Genomic DNA, 22960 nt, shown 5'->3' on the forward strand with positions numbered 1-22960 from the left:
CGTTGCGCCCAAAGCCCGCCGGCAGCAAAGCCTCAATGAAACTGTCCTGCGCCATCCCGTTCACCTCCGACTACGCGCAAGTGAATCACATCTGGATAGAACAGTCAGGTTTTGCAGAGGCCTCGCAGGCGGGAGAGGTTGCGCTGTGCTCGGCGTTAGCTAATCGCTCTAGTAATCCTTCAGCAGCCGCTCGATGTAGTCGAGTTCGATCTGCGGGCGGCCGGAGTCGCCGAGGCGGCGGCGGAGTTCTTCGAGGATGCGGCGGACGCGCTGAACGTCGATTTCGCCGGGGATCTTAACGGTGAGATCATCACCAAGATCGCGGCCACGCAGCGGGCGCCCGAGCGGATCGGTCTGGTTGGCGCCGCTCTGCTGGCGGCCGGGACGGTTGCCCTGGCCATCGCCCTGACCGTCGCCATCGCCCTGCTGCATCGCTTCGGCGAGCTTCTGCGCACCCTGGCGCAGCGCTTCCAGGGCGCGGCCCTGTGAGTCCACCGCGCCGTCGGCATTGCCGTCGCCGAGCCGGCCTTCGGCATCGCCCATCGCCGAGTCGGCCTGGTCGAGACCACCCTCGCCTTGCTGGCCCTGCTGCCCTTGCTGACCCTGCTCGCCCTTGTCGCCGCGCGGGCTCTGGCCGAGACCGCGCTTGGCGAGCTCCTGCTGCAGCTTGCGCAGCCGGTCGTGCAGGTTCTGCTGATCCTGCTGCAGATCGCCGAGGTTCTGCTCGCCGTCCTGGCCGCGCATCCGGTCGCGGCGCTGATCCTGGCCCTGCTTGTAGGTCTTGTCGCGGAGCTGCTGTTGTTTGCGGATCATGTCGCCGAGCTCGTTGAGCGCCTGCTCCATGTCGCCGCTGTCGCCGCCCTGGCCGGGCTGCGCCATCTGCAGGTTCTCCAGCATCTGCGCGAGCTGATCGAGCAACTGCTTGGCGGCTTCCTTGTCGCCGGAGCGCGACAGCCGCTCCATCCGCTGGAGCATGTTCTCGAGATCCTGCTGCCGCATCACCTTGGTGTTGGGATCGAGCGGGCGGGCGAGCTGCTGCGGATTGTTGCGAAGCTGCTGGGCGAGCTGACGCATATAGGCGTCGAGCGCGGCGCGCAGCTTGTCGGTGAGCTGCTTGATTTCGTCGTCGGGCGCACCGCGCTCCAGCGCGTCTTTCAGCGCGTCCTGTGCGGCGCGCAGCGCCTTCTCGGCATCCGACGCATCGCCGTCTTCGATCAACACCGCCAGCGACCACAGATTGCTCACCACCTCGCGCAGCGCGTCATCGGTGCGGGCGCGTTCGAGCTGATCGGCAATGGTGTAGAGCCCGAGATACTGGCCGGCATCCGGCGTGAATACTTCCGGCGCGATCAGCAGTGCATCGAGCGCGGCGTACACTTGGCTATTGGCATTGGCGTCGAGCGCCAGGATGCGGCGCTGCTCGATCAGCGCGCGCGCCAGCGGCTTGGTGAACAGCCGCTCCGGCAGCCGCATTGCGAACGGCTCGCTGTGGCCCTGATTGCCGGCCTCGTCCTTGGCGGTGAGCGTCAGCGTGACTTCGGCACCCGCATACGGATCTTCGCTGAAGTCCTTGACGGTCTGACCGACGCCGGCGCGGGTGCGGGCATTGGGCAGCACCAGCTTGAACTGCGGCGCTTCGAACAGCGGCCGCGGCGCATCCGCCGGCTTGGCGCCCGGGGCCTTGGCCGGGGGAGCCGCGGCGAACTGCGCCTCGGCCTCGGTCACCCCGTAATCGTCTTCGAGCTTGTAGGACAGCTGCAGCGAACCGCGCGCCTGGCGCTGCGGCTCCTTGGCGAGCGCAATCGCCGGCGGCTTGTCCGGGGTGGCGGTGAAGTTCCACGGCGCTTCGTTCGACGGCGCCCGGACCCGCGCGGTGCCGTCGCCGGTGATACGGAAATGCCGTTCGCTGGTGCCCTTGGGGGCTTCGCTGTCCGGCTTGACCTCGACCACGCCGCCGCCGACCGCGATGTCGAGATCGCCGCCGCTGGAGCGCACCAGCAGGGTCGAGCCGACCGGCACCGGCAGCGGGCCGCTGCCCGGGGTGCCGAGATCCTTGTTGGAGGCGGCGGTGAGAATGATCGGCGGCTTGTTGGTATAGACCGGCGGCGTCACCCAGGCATCGACCCGGACGGTCGAGGGCGCCATCGCGCCTTTCCAATCGAACGCCGCCATCACCCGCGGGGTGCGCTCCTCGCCGGCGGCGAAGAAGGTCGCGACCAGCAGGATCACCACCAGGGCACGGAGCCCCCAGGGATCGTGGATCGGCAGCCTCGGCGACGGCAGGCCGGGCTTGAGGCCGCGGATCGTCGCCAGGGTGCGGTCGCGCTGCGCCTGCCACAGCGCGCGCGCGACCGGATCGCCGGACGCCAGCGTGTCGCCGAGCGCCGTCGCCGGGCGGTGTTTCAAGCCGGTATTGCGGTCGAGCCGCGCCAGCGCCTCGTCGCGGCTCGGCCAACGGAACCTGATGGCGGGGATCAACGCGCCGAGCGCGAGGGCAGCGAGCAGCACCAAGCCGGCGATCCGGGCCGAGAACGGCAGCACCAGCCACAGCCCGGCCCACGACAGCGCCAGGAACAGGCCGACGACGCTCAGCAGCCGCGCCAGATGCGGCCACGCGCGCTCCCAGGCAATCGCCAGCGTTGCGCGCCCGATCGCCTTGTCCAGGTGCAGCCGCGCGACCGCCTCTTCATCGTGCGGGGCCTGCGACGGATCGGGAATGCTGCCGCTCAACCATCTCTCCGGGTTGCTGCTCACACGAGCGTAGCACAACGGCGGCAATGAGGCACCGCCCTGCGCCACCACTGCGCGCATCACACAGCGACACGAACGCGTGACGGCACAGCCGGTGCCCCGTAGTGTTCCGGCGAACTTCCCACCAGAGGACGCGCAATGGACAAGACGACGCACGACAAGGGGCTGGAGATCCGCAAGGCGGTGCTGGGCGAGGCCTATGTCGAGAACGCGCTGAAAAACGCCGACGACTTCAACAAGCCGTTCCAGGAACTCGTCACCGAATATTGCTGGGGCGCGATCTGGGGACGCGACGGGCTGCCGAACAAGACCCGCAGCATGCTCAACCTGGCGATGATCGCGATCCTCAACCGGCCGCACGAGCTGCGCGCGCACATCAAGAGCGCGCTGACCAACGGCGTCACCAAGGACGAGATCCGCGAGATCTTCATGCAGGTGGCCTGCTACGCCGGCATCCCGGCCGGTGTCGACAGCTTCCGGATCGCCCGCGAAGTGTTCGCAGAGATCGACAAGGGCTGAGGCGACAAATTGGTACCAGCCAACCGGCGCGGCGGTTCGGGCCGCCGCGTTAAGGTTGAGTGGTTAGGTTAAAAAACACTTCAAATTGCTCGGAATTGCCGGATCGCTACGGTCGGCCGTCGCGCGCGTGGTGGTGAAGCCGCATGTTCACCGCTGCGGATTTTAAGCGCGATCGGGACCGCCAGTTATTTTTGTACGCCGCGTCTGGCGGTCCCACCCCTTTGTTTCAGGAGAGAGACCGGCTCACAGCCAGGGCGCCGCCTTGTCCATCGCGATCAGTTGCTCGACCTCAATGCGCGGACGCACCACTGCGACCTGATTGTCCTTCACCAGCACTTCGGGCACCAGCGCACGGGTGTTGTAAGTACACGCCTGGACGGCGCCATAAGCGCCCGACGTCATGATCGCAATCAAATCGCCGGCCTTCAGCTCGGGTAGCTTGCGGTCGAGCGCGAGGTAATCGCCGGTCTCGCACACCGGACCGACGACATCGGCCACCATCATCTTGGCACCGGGCGCCGGCTCCGCCACCGGCAGGATCTCGTGATACGCCTCGTACAGCGTCGGGCGGATCAGGTCGTTCATCGCCGCGTCGATGATCACGAAGGTCTTGCCGTCGCCGTGCTTCACATAGATCACCTTGGCAACCAGGATGCCGGCATTGCCGACGATCATCCGCCCGGGTTCGAACAGCAGCGTGCAGCCGAGATTGTGGGTGACGCGCTTGACCATCTCGGCATAGGCGAACGGCTCCGGCGGTGCGTCGCGATCCTCGTAGTACGGGATGCCGAGACCGCCGCCGAAATCGACATGGCTGACGCTGTGACCATCGCCGCGCAGCACGTGAATGAATTCGGCGACGATGCGGAACGCGGCTTCCATCGGCGCCAGGTCGATGATCTGGCTGCCGATATGGACGTCGACGCCGGTGACCTGGATGCCCGGCAGCTTGGCGGCGCGGGCATAGACCTCGCGGGCGTGCCGGATCGGAATCCCGAACTTGTTCTCGGACTTGCCGGTGGAGATCTTGGCGTGGGTGCCGGAATCGACGTCGGGATTGACCCGCAGCGAAATCCGCGCGGTACGGCCGGTCTCGACCGCGAGCCGCGACAGCAGTTCGAGCTCGGGCTCGGATTCGACGTTCAGGCACTTGATGTCGTGGGCGAGCGCGGCGCGCAGCTCGGCCTCGGTCTTGCCGACACCGGAGAACACGATCTTGCTCGGCGGAATCCCGGCGGCCAGCGCGCGCTGCAACTCGCCGCCCGACACCACGTCGGCGCCGGCGCCGAGCTTGGCCAGGGTGCGCAGCACCGACTGGTTGGAATTGGCCTTCATGGCGTAGCACACCAGCGCATCGGTGCCGGCGAAGGCCTCGGTGAACACCCGGTAGTGCCGCTCCAGCGTGGCGGTCGAGTAGCAGTAAAACGGCGTGCCGACGTCTTGCGCGATCGAAGCAAGGCTGACGCCTTCGGCGTGCAGCACGCCGTCGCGATAGTCGAAATGACGCATCTTAGCGCTTAGTCCAGCAGCGGATCGAGAATGATGCTTCGCTTCCGCCCCTTGGCGGCGGAGGGCGGGGCGTTGGTGCCGTAGGACGAGTCGAACACATCGCCCTTAGCCTCCGGTTTGGTCGCCGGCGCGGCCGACGGCGTGTCGGCAGCACCCGGCGGCAGATCGAGGCCAGCTTTACGGCCGCAGCCCGACAGCACCAGCGTCGCCGCCACAATCACCAGAAGCGCCCATCGCGATGGGTTGGTCACGCGATTCACGTCGAATATCCCCAATTGGCGCGGCACCATACCGAGATTGCGCCGCGCTGGCGAGCCCCCGAAACCGCCGGACGGCGGCCGCCCTCAGCGCGTTTTGCTGTCCTTGGCGAGCCGCTTGAGCCAGGCCTTGGCCTGACTGCGAACGTTCTTAGGCGCGGTGCCGCCGTACGAGGTGCGGCTCTTCACCGAGGATTCGACGCTGAGCACCGCCAGCACGTCCTTGGTGATGCGCTTTTCGACCGATTGCATCTCGGCGAGCGGCAATTCGTGCAGCGCCACGCCCTTCTTGGCAGCGAGCCCGACGATCCGGCCGGTGACGTGATGCGCCTCGCGGAACGGCATCTTCAGCGTCCGCACCAGCCAGTCGGCCAGATCGGTGGCGGTGGCGTAGCCCTCGCCCGCCGCCGCCTTCATCCGCTCCGGCTCCGGCTCGAGGTCGCGGACCATGCCGGTGATCGCACGGATCGCCAGCGACAGCGCCGCGAAGCCTTCCATCGCGCCCTGCTTGTCTTCCTGCATGTCCTTTTGATAGGCGAGCGGCAGGCCCTTCATCACGATCAACAGGCCGTTCAGCGCGCCGATCACCCGGCCGGTCTTGGCGCGGACCAGCTCGGCCGCATCCGGATTGCGCTTCTGCGGCATGATCGACGAGCCGGTGGTGAACTTGTCCGACAGCCGGATCAGGCCGACCAGCGGCGAAGTCCAGATCACGATCTCTTCGGCGAAGCGCGACAGATGCACGGCGCAGATCGAGGCCGCCGACAGCGTCTCCAGCACGAAATCGCGGTCCGACACCGCATCCAGCGAATTCGCCATCGGCCGGTCGAAGCCGAGCTTGGCGGCGGTGGCGTGGCGGTCGATCGGGAACGAGGTGCCGGCCAGCGCCGCGGCGCCGAGCGGGCTTTCGTTCAGCCGCTTGCGGGCATCCTGGAACCGGCCGCGATCGCGCGCCACCATCTCGACATAGGCCATCAGATGATGGCCGAAGGTCACCGGCTGCGCGGTCTGCAGATGGGTGAAGCCGGGCATCACCGTCTCGGCCTGCTCGAGCGCGCGTTCGGCGAGCGCCAGCTGCAACGCCGCCAGCGCCGCGTCGGTCTCGTCCAGCACATCGCGGACGTAGAGCCGGAAGTCGGTCGCGACCTGATCGTTGCGCGAGCGCGCCGTGTGCAGGCGCCCGGCGGCGGGGCCGATCAGTTCGGCCAGCCGGCTCTCGACATTCATATGGATGTCTTCGAGCGCACGCTTGAACGTGAATTTGCCGGCCGTGATCTCTGACAGAATCGTGTCTAGACCCTTGCCGATATTTTTCGCATCGTTCGCGGTGATGATGCCCTGCGCGGCCAGCATGGCTGCATGCGCCTTGGACGCCGTGATGTCCTGGGCGTAGAGATGGCGATCGACGTCGATCGAGACGTTGATCTCTTCCATGATCGCGTCGGGGCGATCGGTGAATCGGCCGCCCCACATCTTGTTGCTCATCTGTCGCCGCTCACGATCATGCTCGCGTCCCAATCACATCTCATCACCGGCAGCCGCCCGCGAACCTGCGCGGCTTGCCGTCTTCTGATTGTTCGATGACCGAATCCCAGCCGAATCCCGTCCCGCCGCGCCGTGCCGGCCGCCTGACCATCCTGTTGGCCACGATGGCCGTGCTCGTCGTCGCCGGCGCCGCCGGGATATACGGGATTGGCGGGCTGCAGCGCAATGCAGGTGGCGATCCGGTGTGCCGGCCGGCGGTGGCGCTGGCGCAGCAGCTCAAGCCGCTGGTGCGCGGCGAAGTCGCGGCGCTGACGCCCGCAGCTGCGCCGCTGCGGCTGCCGGACCTGACGTTCGCCGACGATGCCGGCCAGGCCAAGAAGCTGTCCGACTTCCGCGGCCGCACCGTGCTGGTCAACCTGTGGGCGACCTGGTGCGTGCCGTGCCGCAAGGAGATGCCGGCGCTCGACAACCTGCAGGCCAAGCTCGGCAGCCCGGAGTTCGAAGTGGTGGCGATCAACATCGACACCCGCGATCCGGCCAAGCCGAAGAAATTCCTCGACGACGAGAAGCTGACCCACCTGTCGGTGTTCACCGACGCCTCCGCCAAGGTGTTTCAGGATCTGAAAGCGGTCGGCCGCGCGCTCGGCATGCCGACCTCGGTGCTGATCGACCGCGAAGGCTGCGAGGTCGCCACCATCAACGGCCCGGCCGAATGGGACAGCAACGACGCCACCACGCTGCTCAAGGCCGCCCTGAAGCCGGTCGCGGCGGGCAGCAAGTAGCTGACAGCCACCAGCGGTCATTCCGGGGCGGGAGCAGCGAAGCTGCGCCCGAACCCGGAATCCAGAGGTTGTTGCAAATCGAGATTCCGGATTCGTGCCTGACGGCGCGCCCCGGAATGACTGCTCAATGGCAATGACTGCTATAGAGCGCGGATTACGCGCTGATATTCAGGTTGCCGCCGACGCCCGGGCCGACATTGGCGAGCGAGGGCGAGCCGCCCTGCCCGATGCCGAGCAGCGTCTGCACCGTCTCACGCTCGGTGCGAGCGGCCGACGCTTGAATCGTCGTCGAGATCTGCATCTGCGTGCTGCTGGCCTGCATGGCGAGCGCCGCGCTGATCATGCTCATGTCCATCGCCGTAGTGTGGCAGCAAACCGTTAACAATCCGAAGCGAGGCGGCGCGCATTCGATGAAATTGCATCGATCGCGCCGCTGCCTGCACGGCTGCGCTCAAGCTGTTGAACCTGCGCCGTCGCGCAGGTGGACCGCGAAGCCTTCGGTACCGGCCACGCCCAGCTCCGGCCGCAGCTCCATGGTCGGGATCAGATAGTCGCCGCCATTCTGGCGCCGGTACGGAATCGGCGGCGTCTCGGCCAGCGTGCGCATCCGCTCCCGCAGCTGTTCGGCCGCGGCTTCGAACCCGGCCGAATCCAGCCGGCCGGCCTGATACAGCACGTAGGGCGGCAGCACCTCGCAGCCGGGATAGAACAGAATGCCGTGATGGATCGGAAACAGCAGGTCGTCGATCGGCCCGTTGATGCCGCGCGGGCCGTAATGCTGCTCCCAGCCGCCGGTGGTGACGATCAGCATCGCGCGCTTGCCGGCCAAAGCGCCTTCGCCATAGCGATTGCCCCAGCGCTTGTCGCTGTGCTCGCCGACCCCATAGGCGAAGCCGCAGGCGAACACCCGCTCGACCCAGCCTTTCAGGATCGCCGGCATGGTGAACCACCACAGCGGAAACTGCAGGATCACGGCGTCGGCCCACAGCAGCTTGTCGATCTCGTCGCGGACGTCCTGGGTCAGCTCTCCGGCGTCGAACGCCGCCTTCGACGCCACGGTCGGCAGCAGCCGCTCGCCGGGCGCGAGGCCCGGAAAATCGGCGCGGTCGACCGCCGGCTTCCAGCCCTGGGCATAGAGATCGGAGACCTGCACCTCGTGGCCGAGGCGTCGCAGCTCCGCGACCGCGACGTCGCGCAGCGCTCCGTTCAACGAGCGCGGTTCGGGGTGGGCGAATACCAGAAGAACTTTCACGGCCAGGCTCCCTGCAGTGATGATCAGACCCTGCAGGTACGCCCGCTGCGACTATTCCAGTAGCCGCGGAGTATCGATATGATTATTCCGGAAAATGGATAGATCAGCCGTCACGATCGAGCGCATCCGCACCTTCGTTCGCATTGCCGAGCGGGGCAGCCTGTCGGCGGTCGCGCGTGATCTCAATGTCGGCCAATCCACCGTCACCCGGCAGCTGCAGGAGCTCGAGGCCGCGGTCGGCGCACCGCTGCTGAGCCGCACCACCCGCCGGGTGACGCTCACCGAGGAAGGCAGCCGCTATTACGCGCGCTGCCTTCAGATCCTGCGTCTGCTCGACCAGGCCAGCGACGAGGCGCTCGGCGCGTCGGCGGCCCCCGCCGGCACCATCCGGATCTCCTGCACGGCCTCGTTCGGCGTGCTGCATGCCAGCCGGCTGATTTTCGCGTTCCAGGATCGCTATCCGGAGATCGGGATCGACTTCGGCCTCACCGATCAGCGGGTCGATCTGGTGCGCGAAGGCGTCGACCTGGCGATCCGGCTGGCTCCGCTCGCCGACAGTTCACTGAAGCTGCGCACGCTCGGCCACAGCCATCGCCTGCTGGTGGCCTCGCCTGACTATCTGGACGCGCATGGCAGGCCGGCATCGCCGCAGGAGCTGTCGCACCATCAAGGGGTGCGCATGGTGAACGTCGCCGGCAGCGACATGCTGGTCTTGCAGGGGCCGGATCAGGAGACCCAACGGGTGCCGTTCAGCGGCCGGCTCAGGGTCGATCACGGGCTCGCAGCACGGGAAGCAATGATCGCGGGGCGCGGCATCGCCGCCACGCATCGCTGGCTGGTCGACGATCTGCTGGCGGCGGGGCGGCTCGAAGTGCTGTTGCCGGAGTATCGGCTGCCGCCGGTGCCGCTCAATCTGTTGATCGTGCCGGAGCGCGCCGGCATCGCCCGCGTGCGGCTGCTGATCGATTTTTTGGCCGAGCAGATCCGGGGCGTGCCGGGGATTGTGTGAAGACAACTCTTCATGCCCGGGCATCCAAGTCTGAGGCGGAGAGAGCCGGGGCCAAGACGTGGATGGCCGGGACGAGCCCGGCCATGACGGAAGTAACTACGATACCGCGCGGCTCCCGCGATCAGCGGGTCGGGACCGGCTTGTCGCCGCGGTAGTCGTAGAAACCGCGCTGGGTCTTGCGGCCGAGCCAGCCGGCTTCGACGTACTTCACCAGCAGCGGGCACGGCCGATACTTGGAGTCGGCGAGACCCTCGTGCAGCACCTGCATGATCGACAGACAGGTGTCGAGGCCGATGAAATCGGCCAGCTCCAGCGGGCCCATCGGATGATGCGCGCCGAGCTTCATCGCCATGTCGATGGCTTCGACGTTGCCGACGCCTTCGTACAGCGTGTAGATCGCCTCGTTGATCATCGGCAGCAGGATGCGGTTGACGATGAACGCCGGGAAATCCTCGGACACGGCGATCTGCTTGCCGAGCTTGGTGACGAACGCCTTCGCGGTTTCGAAGGTGGCGTCGTCGGTGGCAATGCCGCGGATCAGCTCGACCAGCTCCATCACCGGCACCGGATTCATGAAGTGAATGCCGATGAAGCGCTCCGGCCGATCGGTCGAGGCGGCCAGACGGGTGATCGAGATCGATGAGGTGTTGGAAGCGACGATCGCCTCCGGCTTCAGCACCGCGCACAGCTCGTTGAAGATCTTGCGCTTGGTCTCTTCCTTCTCGACCGCGGTCTCGATCACGAGGTCGCAGTCGGACAGCCCGTCCAGCTTCTCCGTCGCGGTGATCCGCGCCAGGGCAGCCTTGCGGGCGTCTTCGGTGATGAGCTTCTTGGCGATCTGGCGCGACAGGTTGCCGTTGATGGTGGCCATCGCCGATTTCAGCCGGTCGGCGGAGACATCGTTCAGGATCACGTCGAACCCGCCGAGAGCGGCCACGTGGGCGATCCCGTTGCCCATCTGCCCCGCGCCGATTACGCCGACTTTTTTGATTGCTGCCGCCATCTCTCATCTCGTTCGGAGCACAGCCGCGTCGCGCGGCCGGTGCATCTTCGCACATTCCCGCGCCGCTGTCCGTGGTTCGGCGCCCGGACAGTTAGCCGGTGAACGCTTAAAGCTTCTGCAACGAACCCGGCCCGAGGGCCGGGTTCGTCCGCCGTGAAGGCGTTTACTTGCCGAGCTTGCCGAGCTCTTCGGTCAGCTCCGGAACCGCCTGGTAGAGGTCGGCGACCAGGCCGTAGTCGGCGACCTGGAAGATCGGCGCGTCTTCGTCCTTGTTGATCGCGACGATCACCTTGGAGTCCTTCATGCCGGCGAGATGCTGGATCGCGCCCGAGATGCCGACCGCGATGTACAGCTCCGGCGCCACAACCTTGCCGGTCTGACCGACCTGCCAGTCGTTCGGCGCGTAGCCGGCATCGACCGCGGCGCGCGAGGCGCCGACACCGGCGCCGAGCTTGTCGGCGAGCGGCTCGATGTACTTGGTGAAGTTCTCGCGGCTCTGCATCGCGCGGCCACCCGACACGATGATCTTGGCCGACGACAGTTCCGGACGATCGCTCTTGGCGACTTCCTCGCCGACGAAGCTCGACAGGCCCGGATCGGCCGCCGCCGCGACGGTCTCGATCGCCGCGCTGCCACCCTCGCCGGTCGCCTGGAAGGTCGAGGTGCGGACGGTGATGACCTTCTTGGCGTCCTGCGACTTCACGGTCTGGATCGCGTTGCCGGCGTAGATCGGACGCTCGAAGGTGTCGGGCGCGACAACCTTGATGATCTCCGACACCTGCATCACGTCGAGCAGAGCGGCGACGCGCGGCATCACGTTCTTGAACCGCGAGGTCGCCGGGGCGACGATCGCGTCGTAGCTGCCGGCGAACGAGACGATCAGCGCGGCCAGCGGCTCGGCGAGATCGTGCTCATAGGCGGGCGCTTCGGCCAGCAGCACCTTAGTGGCGCCCTGCAGCTTGGCAGCCGCATCGGCCACGGCCTTGCAGCCCTGGCCGACAACGAGGATATGCACCTCGCCGCCGAGCGCGGCAGCGGCGGTCATCGCCTTGTTGGTGGCGTCCTTGAGGTGGGCGTTGTCGTGTTCGGCAATCAGCAGCGTGGCCATCAGAGTACACCCGCCTCGTTCTTGAGCTTCGAAACCAGTTCGGCGACGTCCTTGACCTTGACGCCGGCCTTGCGGCCACCCGGCTCGACGGTCTTCAGAACTTCCAGGCGCGGCGAAACGTCGACGCCGTAGTCGGCCGCGGTCTTCTCCGCGATCGGCTTCTTCTTGGCCTTCATGATGTTCGGCAGCGAGGCGTAGCGCGGCTCGTTCAGCCGCAGATCGGTGGTGACGATCGCCGGGCCCTTGAGCTTGACGGTCTGCGAGCCACCGTCGACTTCACGCGCGACGGTGAAGTCGGAGCCGTCGACGTCGAGCTTGGAGGCGAAGGTCGCCTGCGCCCAGCCGAGCAGCGCGGCCAGCATCTGACCGGTCTGGTTGCTGTCGTCGTCGATCGCCTGCTTGCCGAGAATGATCAGTCCCGGCTTCTCTTCGTCGGCAACGCCCTTGAGGATCTTGGCGACCGCCAGCGGTTCGACGACGCCGTCGGCCTTGACCAGGATGCCGCGGTCCGCGCCCATGGCGAGGCCGGTGCGAAGGGTTTCCGACGCCTGCGCCGGTCCGATCGAGACCACGACGACTTCGGTCGCCTTGCCGGCCTCTTTGAGGCGCAGCGCTTCTTCGACGGCGATCTCGTCGAACGGATTCATCGACATCTTGACGTTGGCGAGTTCAACGCCCGACCCGTCGCTCTTGACGCGGATCTTGACGTTGTAGTCGACCACGCGCTTGACCGGCACCAGAACCTTCATCGATCCTCTTTCGTGTTGCGGTGGGTAATTGTTTGTTGTGGCGGCGGAACCTAAAGCCCCTCCTAACCGCGGTCAACGCGGCAAAGCCAAAAACCGCCTTGTTCCCTAGCGGTTCTGGCCCGGCACCCAGAGCACGTCGCGGGCGCCACCGTCGTTCACCGTGCGGGCGGCGACAAACAGGAAGTCGGACAACCGGTTGACGTATTGGACGGCCGCCGGGGTGATTTTCTCGTTCGGCCGAGCCGAGAGTTCCACCATGGCCCGTTCCGCACGGCGGCATATTGTCCGCGCCACATGCAGGTAAGCGGCTGCCGGCTTGCCGCCCGGCAGCACGAAAGATGTCAGCGGCGCCAAGCCTTCGTTGAGCTGATCGATATCGCGCTCCAGGCGCTCGACCTGACTCGACAGCACCCGCAGCCGTTCGGCCTTACCTTCGCGTTCCGGAACCGCCAAGTCGGCGCCGAGATCGAACAGATCGTTCTGAATACGCCCGATCATGGCGTCGAGTTCCGGCAGCTCCGACAAATGCAGCCGCACCACGCCGAGCGCCGCATTGGTCTCATCCACAGTGCCGTAGGCCGCGATCCGCGGATCGGACTTCGCCCGCCGCTCGCCGGAGCCGAGGGCGGTGGTGCCGTCGTCACCGGTGCGGGTGTAGATTCGATTGAGAACGACCATCGCGCGGGGATCCTGCTGCGGGAAACCAAGTGATCCAGGAGTTGGAGGGCAGCTAACGGCCCATCGCCCAGATCGCAAGCATGGTGATGACGATGGCGACGAATTGCAGCAAGACCCGCCAGCGCATGAGGGTCTGCGATCGGTTCGGCGAACCGCCCCGCATCATGTTGATCAGACCGAGCATGAGCACTAAGGCCACGGCGCAGAGCGCGACCGGCAGGGCGATTGAACTCAGGAAGGATGCCATCTAGGTTTCATAACACCGCTACTGATCCCGCGCTATCCCTGCCGCATGGTCGGGCGCAACGATCCCGGGTGGAGGCGGTTAGTATCGAATGCTAAGGTTCTGCCATCCCGCCGGCCGCAACTCGTGACAAGGTGACCCGTGAGGCAGATCCGCTACGCCTATGCGGTCGCAGTCGATGCGCTCTATACGTTCCTGGCCGACGACGGATGGGCGATCGCCAGCCATATCGCGCTGTCGACCCTGATGGCGCTGTTTCCCTTCCTGATCGTGCTCACCTCGCTGGCCGGCTTCGTCGGCTCCCGCGAACTCGCCGACCGCGCCGCCGAGCTGCTGCTCGACGTCTGGCCTGCGCAGGTCGCCAGCACGCTGTCGGGCGAGATCCACGACGTGCTGACCACCACCCGCGGCGGGGTGCTGACCATCGGCCTGCTGCTGGCGCTGTATTTCGCCTCCAACGGCGTCGAGAGCCTGCGGGTCGGCCTCAACCGTGCCTATGCGGTGATCGAGCCGCGGCCGTGGTATCTGCTGCGACTGGAGTCGATCGGCTACACCCTGGTGGCGGCATTTACCGCGCTGGCGATGGGGTTTCTGATCGTGCTCGGCCCACTGATCCTCGCCACCGCCCGGCACTACGTGCCGCTGCTGGTGCACAATAACGAGCCGTTGCTGACGATCGGCCGCTATGGCATTGCGATCACGGCGCTGACGGTGGCGCTGTTCCTGCTGCACGCCTATCTGCCGGCAGGGCGGCGGTCGTTCCGGCAGATCCTGCCCGGCATCGTCTTCACTATCACCGCGTCGCTGATCTCGGGCATCACCTTCGGCATGTATCTGGCGCGGTTCGCCAACAACTACGTGTCGATGTATGCGGGCCTGGCGTCGGTGATCATCGCGCTGGTGTTTCTGTATTTCATCGCCGCGATTTTCGTTTACGGCGGCGAACTCAATGCCGCGATCATCAAGTCGCGGCTGCCCGAGGGGATGACGCTGCAAGAAGCGCAGTTGCGAGCGCCCGGGGCGAAACCGGCTTGAGCAGGAACGCATCGGCGCCGGCCTGACGGGCCGCCGCTTCGTCCTGATCGCGTCCCGACACGCCGATGATCGGCACCGCGCGCAGCGGCGGCGGCAGCGCCCGGATCAGCCGGATCGCCTCGACGCCACTGATGCCCGGCAGCACCATATCCATCAGCACCGCGTCGAACTCGGCCTTCGCCAGCCGCTCCGGAACCGCCTCGCCGCTGCCGACGAATTCGCAGCAATGACCAAGCTCGGTGAGGATGGCGTTCAGCACCACGCGCCCGAACGGATTGTCCTCGACGCTGAGGATGCGCAGCCGCCCGCCGCCGGTGGCGCGGATCGCACCGTCCGGCGTCGCCATCTGAGGCGGCTTGGCCCGCTCCAGCGTCACCGTCAGGGTGAAGACCGTGCCGCCGCGCGGCCGCTGCGCCACCGTGACGTCGCCGCCGAGGGCCCGGGCAATTTGCCGCACCGACGACAGACCGAGGCCGGCGCCGCCGAACCGCGACGCGATGCTGACATTGGCCTGCGAGAACGGCCGAAACAGCCGCTTGATCTCGGTGAGCGACAGCCCGATGCCGCTGTCGGACACCGCGAACGACACCTGCGCCTTGCCGCGGCCGGCGGCTGCGGCGGTGACCTTCAGCGCCACGTCGCCGTGCTCGGTGAATTTCACCGCGTTGTCGATCAGGTTTTCCAGCGCGGCGCGCAGCCGAACCGCGTCGCCGATCGCAAAGCCCGGCAGCCGCTGCGAAATCGTCACCGTGGCCCGCAGCCCCTTGGCGGCGGCGCGGCCCGACAGCGAATCGCCGGCATGGCGGGCGAGCGCCCGCAGATCGAAGAACTCCGACCGCAGCCCGAGCCCGGTGGTGCCGAGCCGGGCGGCGTCGACGAACAGCGTGGCGAGGCCGGACAGATGCTCGGCGCCGGCCTTGATGGTGTCGACCCAGCGGCGCTCCCGCTCGTTGAGATCGGAGGTCGCCAGCAATTCGCTGACTGCCAGGATACCGGTGAGCGGGGTGCGGACCTCGTGCGCGAAGGTCGCCAGCACGGTCTCGATCATGCCGGACGAGGCGGGCTTCTTGCGACGGACGCGTTTCGGCGGCGTCCGCTTGACCTGCGTCCGCCCGCTGCGCAACGCGCGCGATTTCACCGCCATGAGTCCCCCGAGCCGTCCCGGCTACAATGCCACGCTCGCCGCTGTGGAGTCACGCCGCGCGTGGGCGCCGGGATCGATGCAGGCGGCATCAGGCGGCGTTCAGATGGGCGCCGCAAGCCCGACCAAGGTTCGGATCTCGGCCGGCGTGACGCCGGCGGCGCGCAGCTCGCGCAGGCCGGTCGACCCGGTGGATTTCGACAGCTTGCGGCCCTCCGCATCGCGCAGCAGCGCATGGTGCCGATACACCGGCGCCGGCAGGCCGAGCAGTTGCTGCAGCAGCCGATGCACCGAGGTCGACCAGAACAAATCGGCGCCGCGCACCACCTCGGTGATGCCCTGCAGCGCGTCGTCGATCACCACCGATAGATGATAGCTGGTCGGCGTTTCCTTGCGCGCGATGATGACGTCGCCCCACGCCTCCGGCCGCGCCGCGATGGTGCCGGTTTCGCCGTCCGGTCCTTTGCCGAGTTCCTGCCAGCTCAGTTCGCCGGCCAACGCGATCGCAGCCGACATGTCCAGCCGCAGCGCATACGGCACACCGGCGGCGATCAGCTCGTCGCGCTGCGCGGGCGAAAGCTGCTTGCCGGCTCCCGGATACAGCGGCGCGCCGTCGGGATCGCGCGGCCATGGCGACACTGCTTCCTGATCGGCGACCAGCCGGGCGATCTCGGCGCGGGTTTCGAACGCCGGATAGATCAGCCCCTTGGCGGCGAGTTGCGTCACCGCGTCACGGTACAGCTCGAGATGATCCGATTGCCGCCGCACCTCGCCGTCCCAGCCGATGCCGAGCCAGGACAGATCCTGATAGATCGCCTGCTCGAATTCCGGCCGGCATCGGGTGCGGTCGATGTCCTCGATCCGCAGCAGCAGCTGGCCACCGCTCGCCCGCGCCAGATCGGCATTCAGCAGCGCCGAGAAAGCGTGGCCGAGATGCAGATAGCCGTTCGGGCTCGGGGCAAATCGGAAAACGGGTGGCGGCATTGAACCCCTGACGTCATTGCCGGACTTGATCCGGCAATCCATCGGATGAGAGACTCTTTTACGATAGCGGATGGATGCGCGGGTCAAGCCCGCGCACGACGCCGGAAAGCCGAACCACCTGATGACCATTCATCTCGACAGCCAGGCCGACCTCGAGGACGCCATCACCGCGCTGGTGAAGCGGGACCCGCGGCTCAAGCCCGTGCTTCAGGTCGCCGGCATGCCGGCGCTGCGCCGGCGCGAGCCGGGCTTTGCCGGCCTCGCCGCGATCGTCTGCGGCCAGCAGCTCTCGACCGCGTCGGCCGCAGCGATCTGGGGCCGGGTCTCCGCGGCGTTCGATCCGTTCGAGCACGGCGCGATCAAGCGGGCGCGGGCCGACCGGCTGGCGCGGCTCGGTCTTTCAACCGCAAAGATCAAGACGCTGAAGGCACTGGCCAAGGAGCTCGCCGCTGAACGGCTCAACCTCGATGTGCTGGCTGAAGAAGACGCCGACGCCGCCCACGCCACGCTGACGGCGTTGCACGGCATCGGGCCGTGGACCGCCGACATCTATCTGCTGTTCTGCCTCGGCCACGGCGACGCCTGGCCGGCCGGCGATCTCGCGGTGCAGGAAGCGATGCGGATCGGTCTCGGCCTGAAAGCGCGCCCGACCGTGAAACAGATGGCGCCGCTCGCCGAACCCTGGCGCCCGTTACGCGGCGCCGCGGCGCATCTGTGGTGGGCCTATTACCACGCAGTGAAGCGGCGCGAGGGCGTGATCGGCGACGACAAGGCGGCGAAAGTCGTGGCGAAGAAAGCCCCGGCAAAGACGCCTCGCGTGCGGAAGTCGCCGTCACGCTGAAGGCTTCCGTTCAAGATCACGACTCATGCTCGTGATGATGGTCGTGATCCTCTGAAGGCGGCTCCGCCGGAATCGTCACCAGCCGGCCATAGCGGACGCCGCGTTCGGCGAAGATGTGGTCGGCGAAATGCTGCAGTTCGCTGGCGTTGCCGTCGAGGATCGTCACTTCCAGGCACTGATCATGATCGAGATGCACGTGCATCGTGGCGCGTGACAGATCGTGGTGATGGTGGAAGCTCTGCGTCAGCTTGCGCGGCAGGTCGCGCTTGGAGTGATCATAGGTATAGACCATCGCGCCGACGCAATGCCCGCCGGCGGTCTCCGCCGCGGTCTGCTGGATGCCGATCCGCGCCAGATCGCGGATCGCCTCGGAGCGGTTCTGGTAGCCGCGCGCCGCGATGATGGCGTCGAGCTTCTCCATCAGGTCGTCGTCGAGCGTGATGGTGACGCGGTGCATCGAGTGCCTCTTGCTGGTTACCAGGTTGTCAGTATGAAGTTTGATTGACTTCGTCATACTCGCCGGGCACGTTGCGACCGTGGGCGCTCTGCCGGGACCGCCTGCGATAACAGATTTGGGGCGGGCGCGTCTTGCAACGATGCAGGACACGAGGGGGTGCGCGTGGCGAGTGTCCGGCGAGAGATGATGCGCGGCTGCGCGGTCGGCTGCATCGTGTTGAGTTTTGCTGTGGTGAATGGCACGGCGTGGGCCGAGCAGGCGCTGCCGCAGGTCACCATCGACGCCCCGGCCGAAGCCAAGCCCAAGCCGCCGCGGCGACACGCCCCCGCGACCGCTGCGCGCGACGGCCGCGCTGTCCCGGCACCATCACCGTCCGCCTCCTCATCGTCGTCAGCGCCGAGCAGTAACGCTGCAACCGATGCCATGAGCGCACCGCAGAATCAGGCCGCGAGCAGCCGCGTCATCACCGGCGCGGAGATCAACGCGCTGCCGTTCATGCGGCCGGGCGAAGCGCTGGAAGCCGCGCCCGGACTGGTGGTCACCCAGCATTCGGGCGAAGGCAAAGCCAACCAATACTTCCTGCGCGGCTTCAATCTCGACCACGGCACCGATCTCGCCATCACCATCGACGGCATGCCGGTGAACATGCCGACCCATGGCCACGGCCAGGGCTATGCCGACGTCAACTTCCTGATCCCCGAACTGATCAGCACCATGACGGTGCGCAAGGGGCCGTACTTCGCCGACGTCGGCGACTTCGGCTCGGCCGGCGCGCTCGGCATCGAATATCTGCGAGCGATGCCCAAGACCCTCGCCGAGGTGACGGTGGGCAGCTTCGGCTATCGCCGGCTGCTCGGCGCCGGCTCGACCCGTGTCGGCGACGGCACCTGGCTCGCCGCGTTCGAAGCCAACACCTACAACGGCCCGTGGGACGTGCCGGACAACGTCCGCAAGCTGAACGGTGTGCTGCGCTACAGCCAGGGCACCATGACCGACGGCTTCTCGCTGACCGGCATGGCCTATTCCAACCGCTGGACCTCGACCGACCAGGTGGCGCAGCGCGCGATCGACCAGGGCCTGATCGGCCGCTATGGCTCGCTCGATCCGACCGACGGCGGCATCGCCAGCCGCTACAGCCTGTCGGGCCGGTTCGCGAAATCCAGCGACATCGGCCAGACCGACATCAACGCCTATGTGATCCGCTCGTCGCTGCAGCTCTATAACAACTTCACCTATTTCCTCGACGACCCGGTGAACGGCGACCAGTTCAACCAGCACGACCGCCGCACCGTGCTCGGGCTGAACGGCACGCAGCGCTTCGACTACCGGTTCGCCGGACTGCCGGTGGAAACCCGGGTCGGGCTGCAGACGCGATCCGACACCATCAATGTCGGCCTCAACAAGACCTATCAGCGCGACTGGCTGTCGACGGTGCGGGCCGACGATGTCTCCGAGCAGTCGCTCGGGCTGTGGACCGACACCACCGTGCGCTGGACCGATTGGCTGCGCACCACCGCCGGCGTGCGGCAGGATTTCTTCACCGGCCGGGTGATCAGCGACAATCCGGCCAACTCCGGCAATGCGTCGGCGGCGATGACCAGCCCGAAAGCCGGCATCGTGCTCGGCCCCTGGGTCGGCACCGAATTCTACGGCAACGCCGGCACCGGGCTGCACAGCAACGACATCCGCGGCGCCACCATCACGGTCGATCCCAACTCGGGCGATCCGGTGAACCGCGTGCCGCTGCTGGTGCGCTCCAAGGGCGCCGAACTCGGCATCCGCAACAGATCGATCCCCGGACTAACGACCTCGCTCGCGGTGTTCGTGCTCGATTTCGACTCCGAGCTGTTGTTCGTCGGCGATGCCGGCACCACCGAGCCGAGCCGGCCGAGCCGCCGCGTCGGCGTCGAGTGGACCAGCCAGTATCGGCCGCTGTCCTGGCTCGGCGTCGATCTCGACGTTGCCTATACCAAAGCGCGGTTCACGGATTTCGACCCGGCTGGCGACTTCATCCCGGGCGCACCGGCCTGGGTGGCGAGCGCCGGCATCACGCTCGGCGAACAACGCGGCTGGTTTGGCGCACTGAAAGGCCGCTATTTCGGACCGCGGCCGCTGATCGAGGACGACAGCGTGCATTCGTTGTCGTCGCTGATCTTCAATGCCCGCGCCGGCTACCGTTTCGACAACGGCGTGCGGCTGCAGCTCGACGTGCTGAACCTGTTCAACGCCAAGACCAATCAGATCGAATATTACTATCTGTCACGACTGCCCGGCGAACCGCTGGGCGGCATCAACGATCGCCATGTTCATCCGGCAGAACCAACCGCGGTGCGGCTGACGCTCGCGGGTTCGTTCTGACGCCCCCGCCCGCATGCGCCGTAGCCTGCATGCAGCGCAGCGGAATGCGGGAAGCCGCAGACCAAGACCCGGATTTCGCTTCGCTGCATCCGAGCTACAGTTGCTGAAGTGACAGTCACTGACGTGACAAAATGCTCCAAAACACAAACGCGCGCCGGCGTGTGAACGCCGACGCGCGCCTCGTAACTCGCTGGTTCCCAGGCGCTGCGAGACGCCTCGGCCGAGCGGCTCACTGCTCGTGCATCACTTCCGGCGAGCGGGTCTCGTGCCCGCCGCAACGATGCTCAGTCAGCCAACCTCAGCGGGCGTCCCCAGCGAGGTGACAGCGTTTCGAGAGAGACACTGGACCACCTCCTTCCGTTGTTTCCGATGAAGAGAGGATAAGTACGATTCTCCGGTTTGTGAAGAGGCGATGACGCAGGCTCGGGCGCGGAACAGGTTTTCGATCCGCTCGTTGGTTTCGCTCACAGGGAGACCAACATGAACCCAGAAGCCAACGAAACCCTCAAGCTGATCGGCAGCGACAAGGTGCAGGGAACCGCGGTGTACGGGCCGGACGGCGAGAAGATCGGCTCGATCGAGCGGTTGATGATCGAAAAGGTCAGCGGCCGCGTGTCCTACGCGGTGCTGTCATTCGGCGGCTTCCTCGGCATCGGCGACGATCACTATCCGCTGCCCTGGCCGGCATTGAAATACAATGTCGAGCTCGGCGGCTATCAGGTGATGGTCACCGTCGACCAACTCGAACGCGCGCCGAAATACGGCCGCGGCTCGGAATGGGACTGGCGCGGCGCGCGCCAGGTCGACGATTATTACGGCGTGGCGCTGACCTGACGGTCCGCCGCCAGTCTGTCCGTCAGTGCGAGCGGAGCGAAGCAATCCAGGAACGCCGAGCACGGCGCTGGATTGCTTCCTCGCTTCGCCCCTCGCAATGCGCCGCCACCCCCCCCTCCTCCCAAGCCGCCGAGCGCCGATGATCGACGACCTTTGGTACAAGAACGGCGTAATCTACTGCCTGTCGGTCGCGACCTATATGGACGCCAATGGCGACGGCATCGGCGACTTCAAGGGCCTGACAAGGCGGCTCGATTATCTGCACGGGCTCGGCGTCACGGCGATCTGGCTGATGCCGTTTCAGCCCTCGCCCTATCGCGACGACGGCTACGACATCTCCGACTATTACGGCGTCGACTCGCGCTACGGCACGCTCGGCGACTTCGTCGAATTCACCCACGGATGCAAACAGCGCGGCATGCGGGTGATCATCGACCTCGTGGTCAATCACACCTCCGACCAGCATCCCTGGTTCAAGCAGGCCCGCGCCGATCCCAACTCGCCCTATCGCGACTGGTATGTGTGGTCGGATAAGAAGCCCGCCCACGCCGACCAGGGCATGGTGTTTCCGGGCGTACAGAAGTCGACCTGGACTCACGACAAGCAGGCGAAGGCTTGGTACTTCCACCGCTTCTACGAATTCCAGCCCGACCTCAACACCGCCAATCCCTATGTGCAGGAAGAGATCCTGAAGATCATGGGGTTCTGGATTCAGCTCGGCGTGTCCGGCTTCCGGATGGACGCGGTGCCGTTCGTGATCGCCACCAAAGGTCCGAAGGTCAAGAAGCCTGTCGAACAGTTCGACATGCTGCGAACCTTCCGCGAATTCCTGCAATGGCGCAAAGGCGACTCGATCATCCTGGCCGAGGCCAATGTCCGCCCCGAAGACGACCTGCACTATTTCGGCGATGACGGCGAACGCATGCAGATGATGTTCAATTTTCATGTGAACCAGCATCTGTTCTACGCGCTCGCCGCCGCCGACACCGGCCCGCTGGCCAACGCGCTTGCCGCCACCAAGCCGCGACCGGCCACCGCGCAATGGGGGCTGTTCCTGCGCAACCACGACGAGCTCGATCTCGGCCGGCTGACCAAGGCGCAGCAGCGGATCGTGTTCGAGAAGTTCGGTCCGGATAAAACCATGCAGCTGTACGATCGCGGCATCCGGCGCCGGCTGGCGCCGATGCTCGGCGGCGATCAGCGCCGGCTCGAGCTCGCCTACAGCCTGATGATGACGCTGCCGGGCACGCCGGTGATCCGCTACGGCGACGAGATCGCGATGGGGGACAATCTGGCGCTGCCCGAGCGGCGCTGCGCGCGCACGCCGATGCAATGGTCGACCGAGCCGCACGGCGGCTTCACCAAGAGCGACAAGCCGGAGATCCCGGTGATCGACCACGGCGCCTACGGCTTCGAGCACGTCAATGTCGCCCAGCAGCGCCGCGATCCGGATTCGATGCTGAACTGGACCGAGCGCATCATCCGGATGCGCAAGGAAGTGCCGGAGATCGGCTGGGGCGACTTCAAGGTGATCGCCGCGCGCGATCCCGCGGTGCTGATCCTGCGCTACGACTGGCGCAACAATTCAGCGCTGTTCGTGCACAATCTCGACGAGCAGCCGCGCGAGGTGTCGTTCGCGGTCGGGCTGCCCGATGATGCCGGCGATACCTTGATCGACCTGCTCGGCGACAATCACAGCCGCGCCACCCGCGGCCGGCACAAGCTGCTGATCGAAGGCTACGGCTATCGCTGGTTCAGGGTCGGCGGCCTCGATTATCTGCTGCGCCGGACCGAAGTCGACGGCGGCGGACGCGCGAAGGCCTGAACCATCGACGACCTTTCAAATCGTCGTTGCGAAGAGCGCAGCGACGAAGCGATCCAGCACCTCAGTGCCCGAAGCTCTGGATTGCTTCGCTTCGCTCGCAATGACGGAGAAGATGTTGGAAAAGGTCGGGCTCGGGCGG

The 22960-nt window shown here is 66.5% G+C and carries 22 protein-coding genes; 8 read left to right on the plus strand and 14 right to left on the minus strand.

What is annotated here, in order from left to right; all coding sequences use genetic code 11:
* Positions 1 to 168 precede the first annotated feature (168 nt).
* Positions 169 to 2730 carry a TIGR02302 family protein gene (locus tag VRZ08_RS23295; RefSeq protein ID WP_414534049.1) on the minus strand — a complete coding sequence of 854 codons (2562 nt, stop codon included), beginning with the start codon at positions 2728 to 2730 and terminating at the stop codon, positions 169 to 171.
* A 159-nt stretch (positions 2731 to 2889) separates the two neighbouring features.
* Here VRZ08_RS23295 and VRZ08_RS23300 point away from each other — a divergent pair, with 159 nt between their 5' ends.
* Positions 2890 to 3270: a carboxymuconolactone decarboxylase family protein gene (locus VRZ08_RS23300; protein ID WP_414534050.1), complete on the plus strand. Its 381-nt coding sequence runs from the start codon at positions 2890 to 2892 to the stop codon at positions 3268 to 3270.
* 243 nt (positions 3271 to 3513) lie between these two features.
* On the opposite strand, the gene lysA is transcribed toward VRZ08_RS23300, so the two are convergent.
* Genes lysA through argH form a run of 3 tightly spaced genes read right to left on the minus strand, consistent with a single transcriptional unit; the run spans position 3514 to position 6521 of the window.
* On the minus strand, positions 3514 to 4779 hold the full coding sequence (gene lysA / locus VRZ08_RS23305) for a diaminopimelate decarboxylase (protein WP_414534051.1): 1266 nt from the start codon (positions 4777 to 4779) through the stop codon (positions 3514 to 3516).
* An 8-nt stretch (positions 4780 to 4787) separates the two neighbouring features.
* Entirely contained in the window at positions 4788 to 5069 is a 282-nt protein-coding gene (lptM, locus tag VRZ08_RS23310; RefSeq protein ID WP_414534052.1) for an LPS translocon maturation chaperone LptM, read from the minus strand.
* 54 nt (positions 5070 to 5123) lie between these two features.
* Entirely contained in the window at positions 5124 to 6521 is a 1398-nt protein-coding gene (gene argH, locus VRZ08_RS23315; protein ID WP_264053676.1) for an argininosuccinate lyase, read from the minus strand.
* Positions 6522 to 6616: 95 nt separating this feature from the next.
* Here argH and tlpA point away from each other — a divergent pair, with 95 nt between their 5' ends.
* A complete protein-coding gene (gene tlpA, locus VRZ08_RS23320; RefSeq protein ID WP_414534053.1) occupies positions 6617 to 7303 on the plus strand; it encodes a thiol:disulfide interchange protein TlpA in 687 nt (228 codons plus the stop codon).
* Between the two features lie 154 nt (positions 7304 to 7457).
* On the opposite strand, the gene VRZ08_RS23325 is transcribed toward tlpA, so the two are convergent.
* Positions 7458 to 7658, minus strand: coding sequence for a hypothetical protein (locus VRZ08_RS23325; RefSeq protein WP_041810112.1), 201 nt, complete (start codon positions 7656 to 7658; stop codon positions 7458 to 7460).
* 96 nt (positions 7659 to 7754) lie between these two features.
* Positions 7755 to 8555, minus strand: coding sequence for an NAD(P)H-dependent oxidoreductase (locus VRZ08_RS23330; protein WP_414534054.1), 801 nt, complete (start codon positions 8553 to 8555; stop codon positions 7755 to 7757).
* A 94-nt stretch (positions 8556 to 8649) separates the two neighbouring features.
* On the opposite strand from VRZ08_RS23330, the gene VRZ08_RS23335 reads away from it, so the two are divergent.
* A complete protein-coding gene (locus tag VRZ08_RS23335) occupies positions 8650 to 9564 on the plus strand; it encodes a LysR family transcriptional regulator (protein WP_414534055.1) in 915 nt (304 codons plus the stop codon).
* A 121-nt stretch (positions 9565 to 9685) separates the two neighbouring features.
* Here the strand turns inward: VRZ08_RS23335 and VRZ08_RS23340 are convergent, their stop codons facing one another.
* The 5 genes from VRZ08_RS23340 to VRZ08_RS23360 form a co-directional block, all read right to left on the minus strand.
* The gene (locus VRZ08_RS23340) at positions 9686 to 10567 is read right to left on the minus strand and encodes a 3-hydroxybutyryl-CoA dehydrogenase (protein ID WP_107357203.1); all 882 of its coding nucleotides are present in this window, start codon (positions 10565 to 10567) and stop codon (positions 9686 to 9688) included.
* Positions 10568 to 10730: 163 nt separating this feature from the next.
* Entirely contained in the window at positions 10731 to 11675 is a 945-nt protein-coding gene (locus VRZ08_RS23345) for an electron transfer flavoprotein subunit alpha/FixB family protein (protein ID WP_414534056.1), read from the minus strand.
* A complete protein-coding gene (locus tag VRZ08_RS23350; protein WP_107346281.1) occupies positions 11675 to 12424 on the minus strand; it encodes an electron transfer flavoprotein subunit beta/FixA family protein in 750 nt (249 codons plus the stop codon). Before VRZ08_RS23350 ends, VRZ08_RS23345 begins: the two co-directional genes overlap by 1 nt.
* Before the next feature lie 105 nt (positions 12425 to 12529).
* Positions 12530 to 13102 carry a cob(I)yrinic acid a,c-diamide adenosyltransferase gene (locus VRZ08_RS23355; RefSeq protein ID WP_414534057.1) on the minus strand — a complete coding sequence of 191 codons (573 nt, stop codon included), beginning with the start codon at positions 13100 to 13102 and terminating at the stop codon, positions 12530 to 12532.
* 52 nt (positions 13103 to 13154) lie between these two features.
* Complete coding sequence (locus VRZ08_RS23360; protein ID WP_107357205.1) at positions 13155 to 13349, minus strand: twin transmembrane helix small protein; 195 nt, start codon at positions 13347 to 13349, stop codon at positions 13155 to 13157.
* 138 nt (positions 13350 to 13487) lie between these two features.
* Between VRZ08_RS23360 and VRZ08_RS23365 the strand changes: the two genes are divergently transcribed.
* The gene (locus tag VRZ08_RS23365; protein ID WP_346295901.1) at positions 13488 to 14381 is read left to right on the plus strand and encodes a YihY/virulence factor BrkB family protein; all 894 of its coding nucleotides are present in this window, start codon (positions 13488 to 13490) and stop codon (positions 14379 to 14381) included.
* On the opposite strand, the gene VRZ08_RS23370 is transcribed toward VRZ08_RS23365, so the two are convergent.
* Positions 14308 to 15525, minus strand: coding sequence for an ATP-binding protein (locus VRZ08_RS23370; RefSeq protein WP_414534059.1), 1218 nt, complete (start codon positions 15523 to 15525; stop codon positions 14308 to 14310). The two genes, VRZ08_RS23365 and VRZ08_RS23370, sit on opposite strands and share 74 nt — an antisense overlap.
* 99 nt (positions 15526 to 15624) lie before the next feature.
* Positions 15625 to 16506 carry a tRNA glutamyl-Q(34) synthetase GluQRS gene (gene gluQRS / locus VRZ08_RS23375; protein ID WP_346295903.1) on the minus strand — a complete coding sequence of 294 codons (882 nt, stop codon included), beginning with the start codon at positions 16504 to 16506 and terminating at the stop codon, positions 15625 to 15627.
* A gap of 121 nt (positions 16507 to 16627) precedes the next feature.
* On the opposite strand from gluQRS, the gene VRZ08_RS23380 reads away from it, so the two are divergent.
* A complete protein-coding gene (locus tag VRZ08_RS23380) occupies positions 16628 to 17347 on the plus strand; it encodes a DNA-3-methyladenine glycosylase family protein (protein WP_414534060.1) in 720 nt (239 codons plus the stop codon).
* Positions 17348 to 17363: 16 nt separating this feature from the next.
* Here VRZ08_RS23380 and nikR read toward each other — a convergent pair whose 3' ends face one another.
* Entirely contained in the window at positions 17364 to 17804 is a 441-nt protein-coding gene (nikR, locus tag VRZ08_RS23385) for a nickel-responsive transcriptional regulator NikR (RefSeq protein ID WP_346295905.1), read from the minus strand.
* Between the two features lie 186 nt (positions 17805 to 17990).
* Between nikR and VRZ08_RS23390 the strand changes: the two genes are divergently transcribed.
* The 3 genes from VRZ08_RS23390 (at position 17991) to VRZ08_RS23400 (ending at position 22821) form a co-directional block, all read left to right on the plus strand.
* Entirely contained in the window at positions 17991 to 20162 is a 2172-nt protein-coding gene (locus tag VRZ08_RS23390) for a TonB-dependent receptor (protein ID WP_414534072.1), read from the plus strand.
* Positions 20163 to 20642: 480 nt separating this feature from the next.
* Positions 20643 to 20996, plus strand: a complete 354-nt coding sequence (locus VRZ08_RS23395) for a PRC-barrel domain-containing protein (RefSeq protein ID WP_107346289.1) — start codon at positions 20643 to 20645, stop codon at positions 20994 to 20996.
* A 139-nt stretch (positions 20997 to 21135) separates the two neighbouring features.
* A complete protein-coding gene (locus VRZ08_RS23400; RefSeq protein ID WP_414534061.1) occupies positions 21136 to 22821 on the plus strand; it encodes an alpha-amylase family protein in 1686 nt (561 codons plus the stop codon).
* Positions 22822 to 22960 lie beyond the last annotated feature (139 nt).

Origin of the sequence: Rhodopseudomonas sp. G2_2311, assembly GCF_047501505.1 — a bacterium.
GTDB classification, from domain to species: Bacteria; Pseudomonadota; Alphaproteobacteria; order Rhizobiales; family Xanthobacteraceae; genus Rhodopseudomonas; species Rhodopseudomonas palustris_H.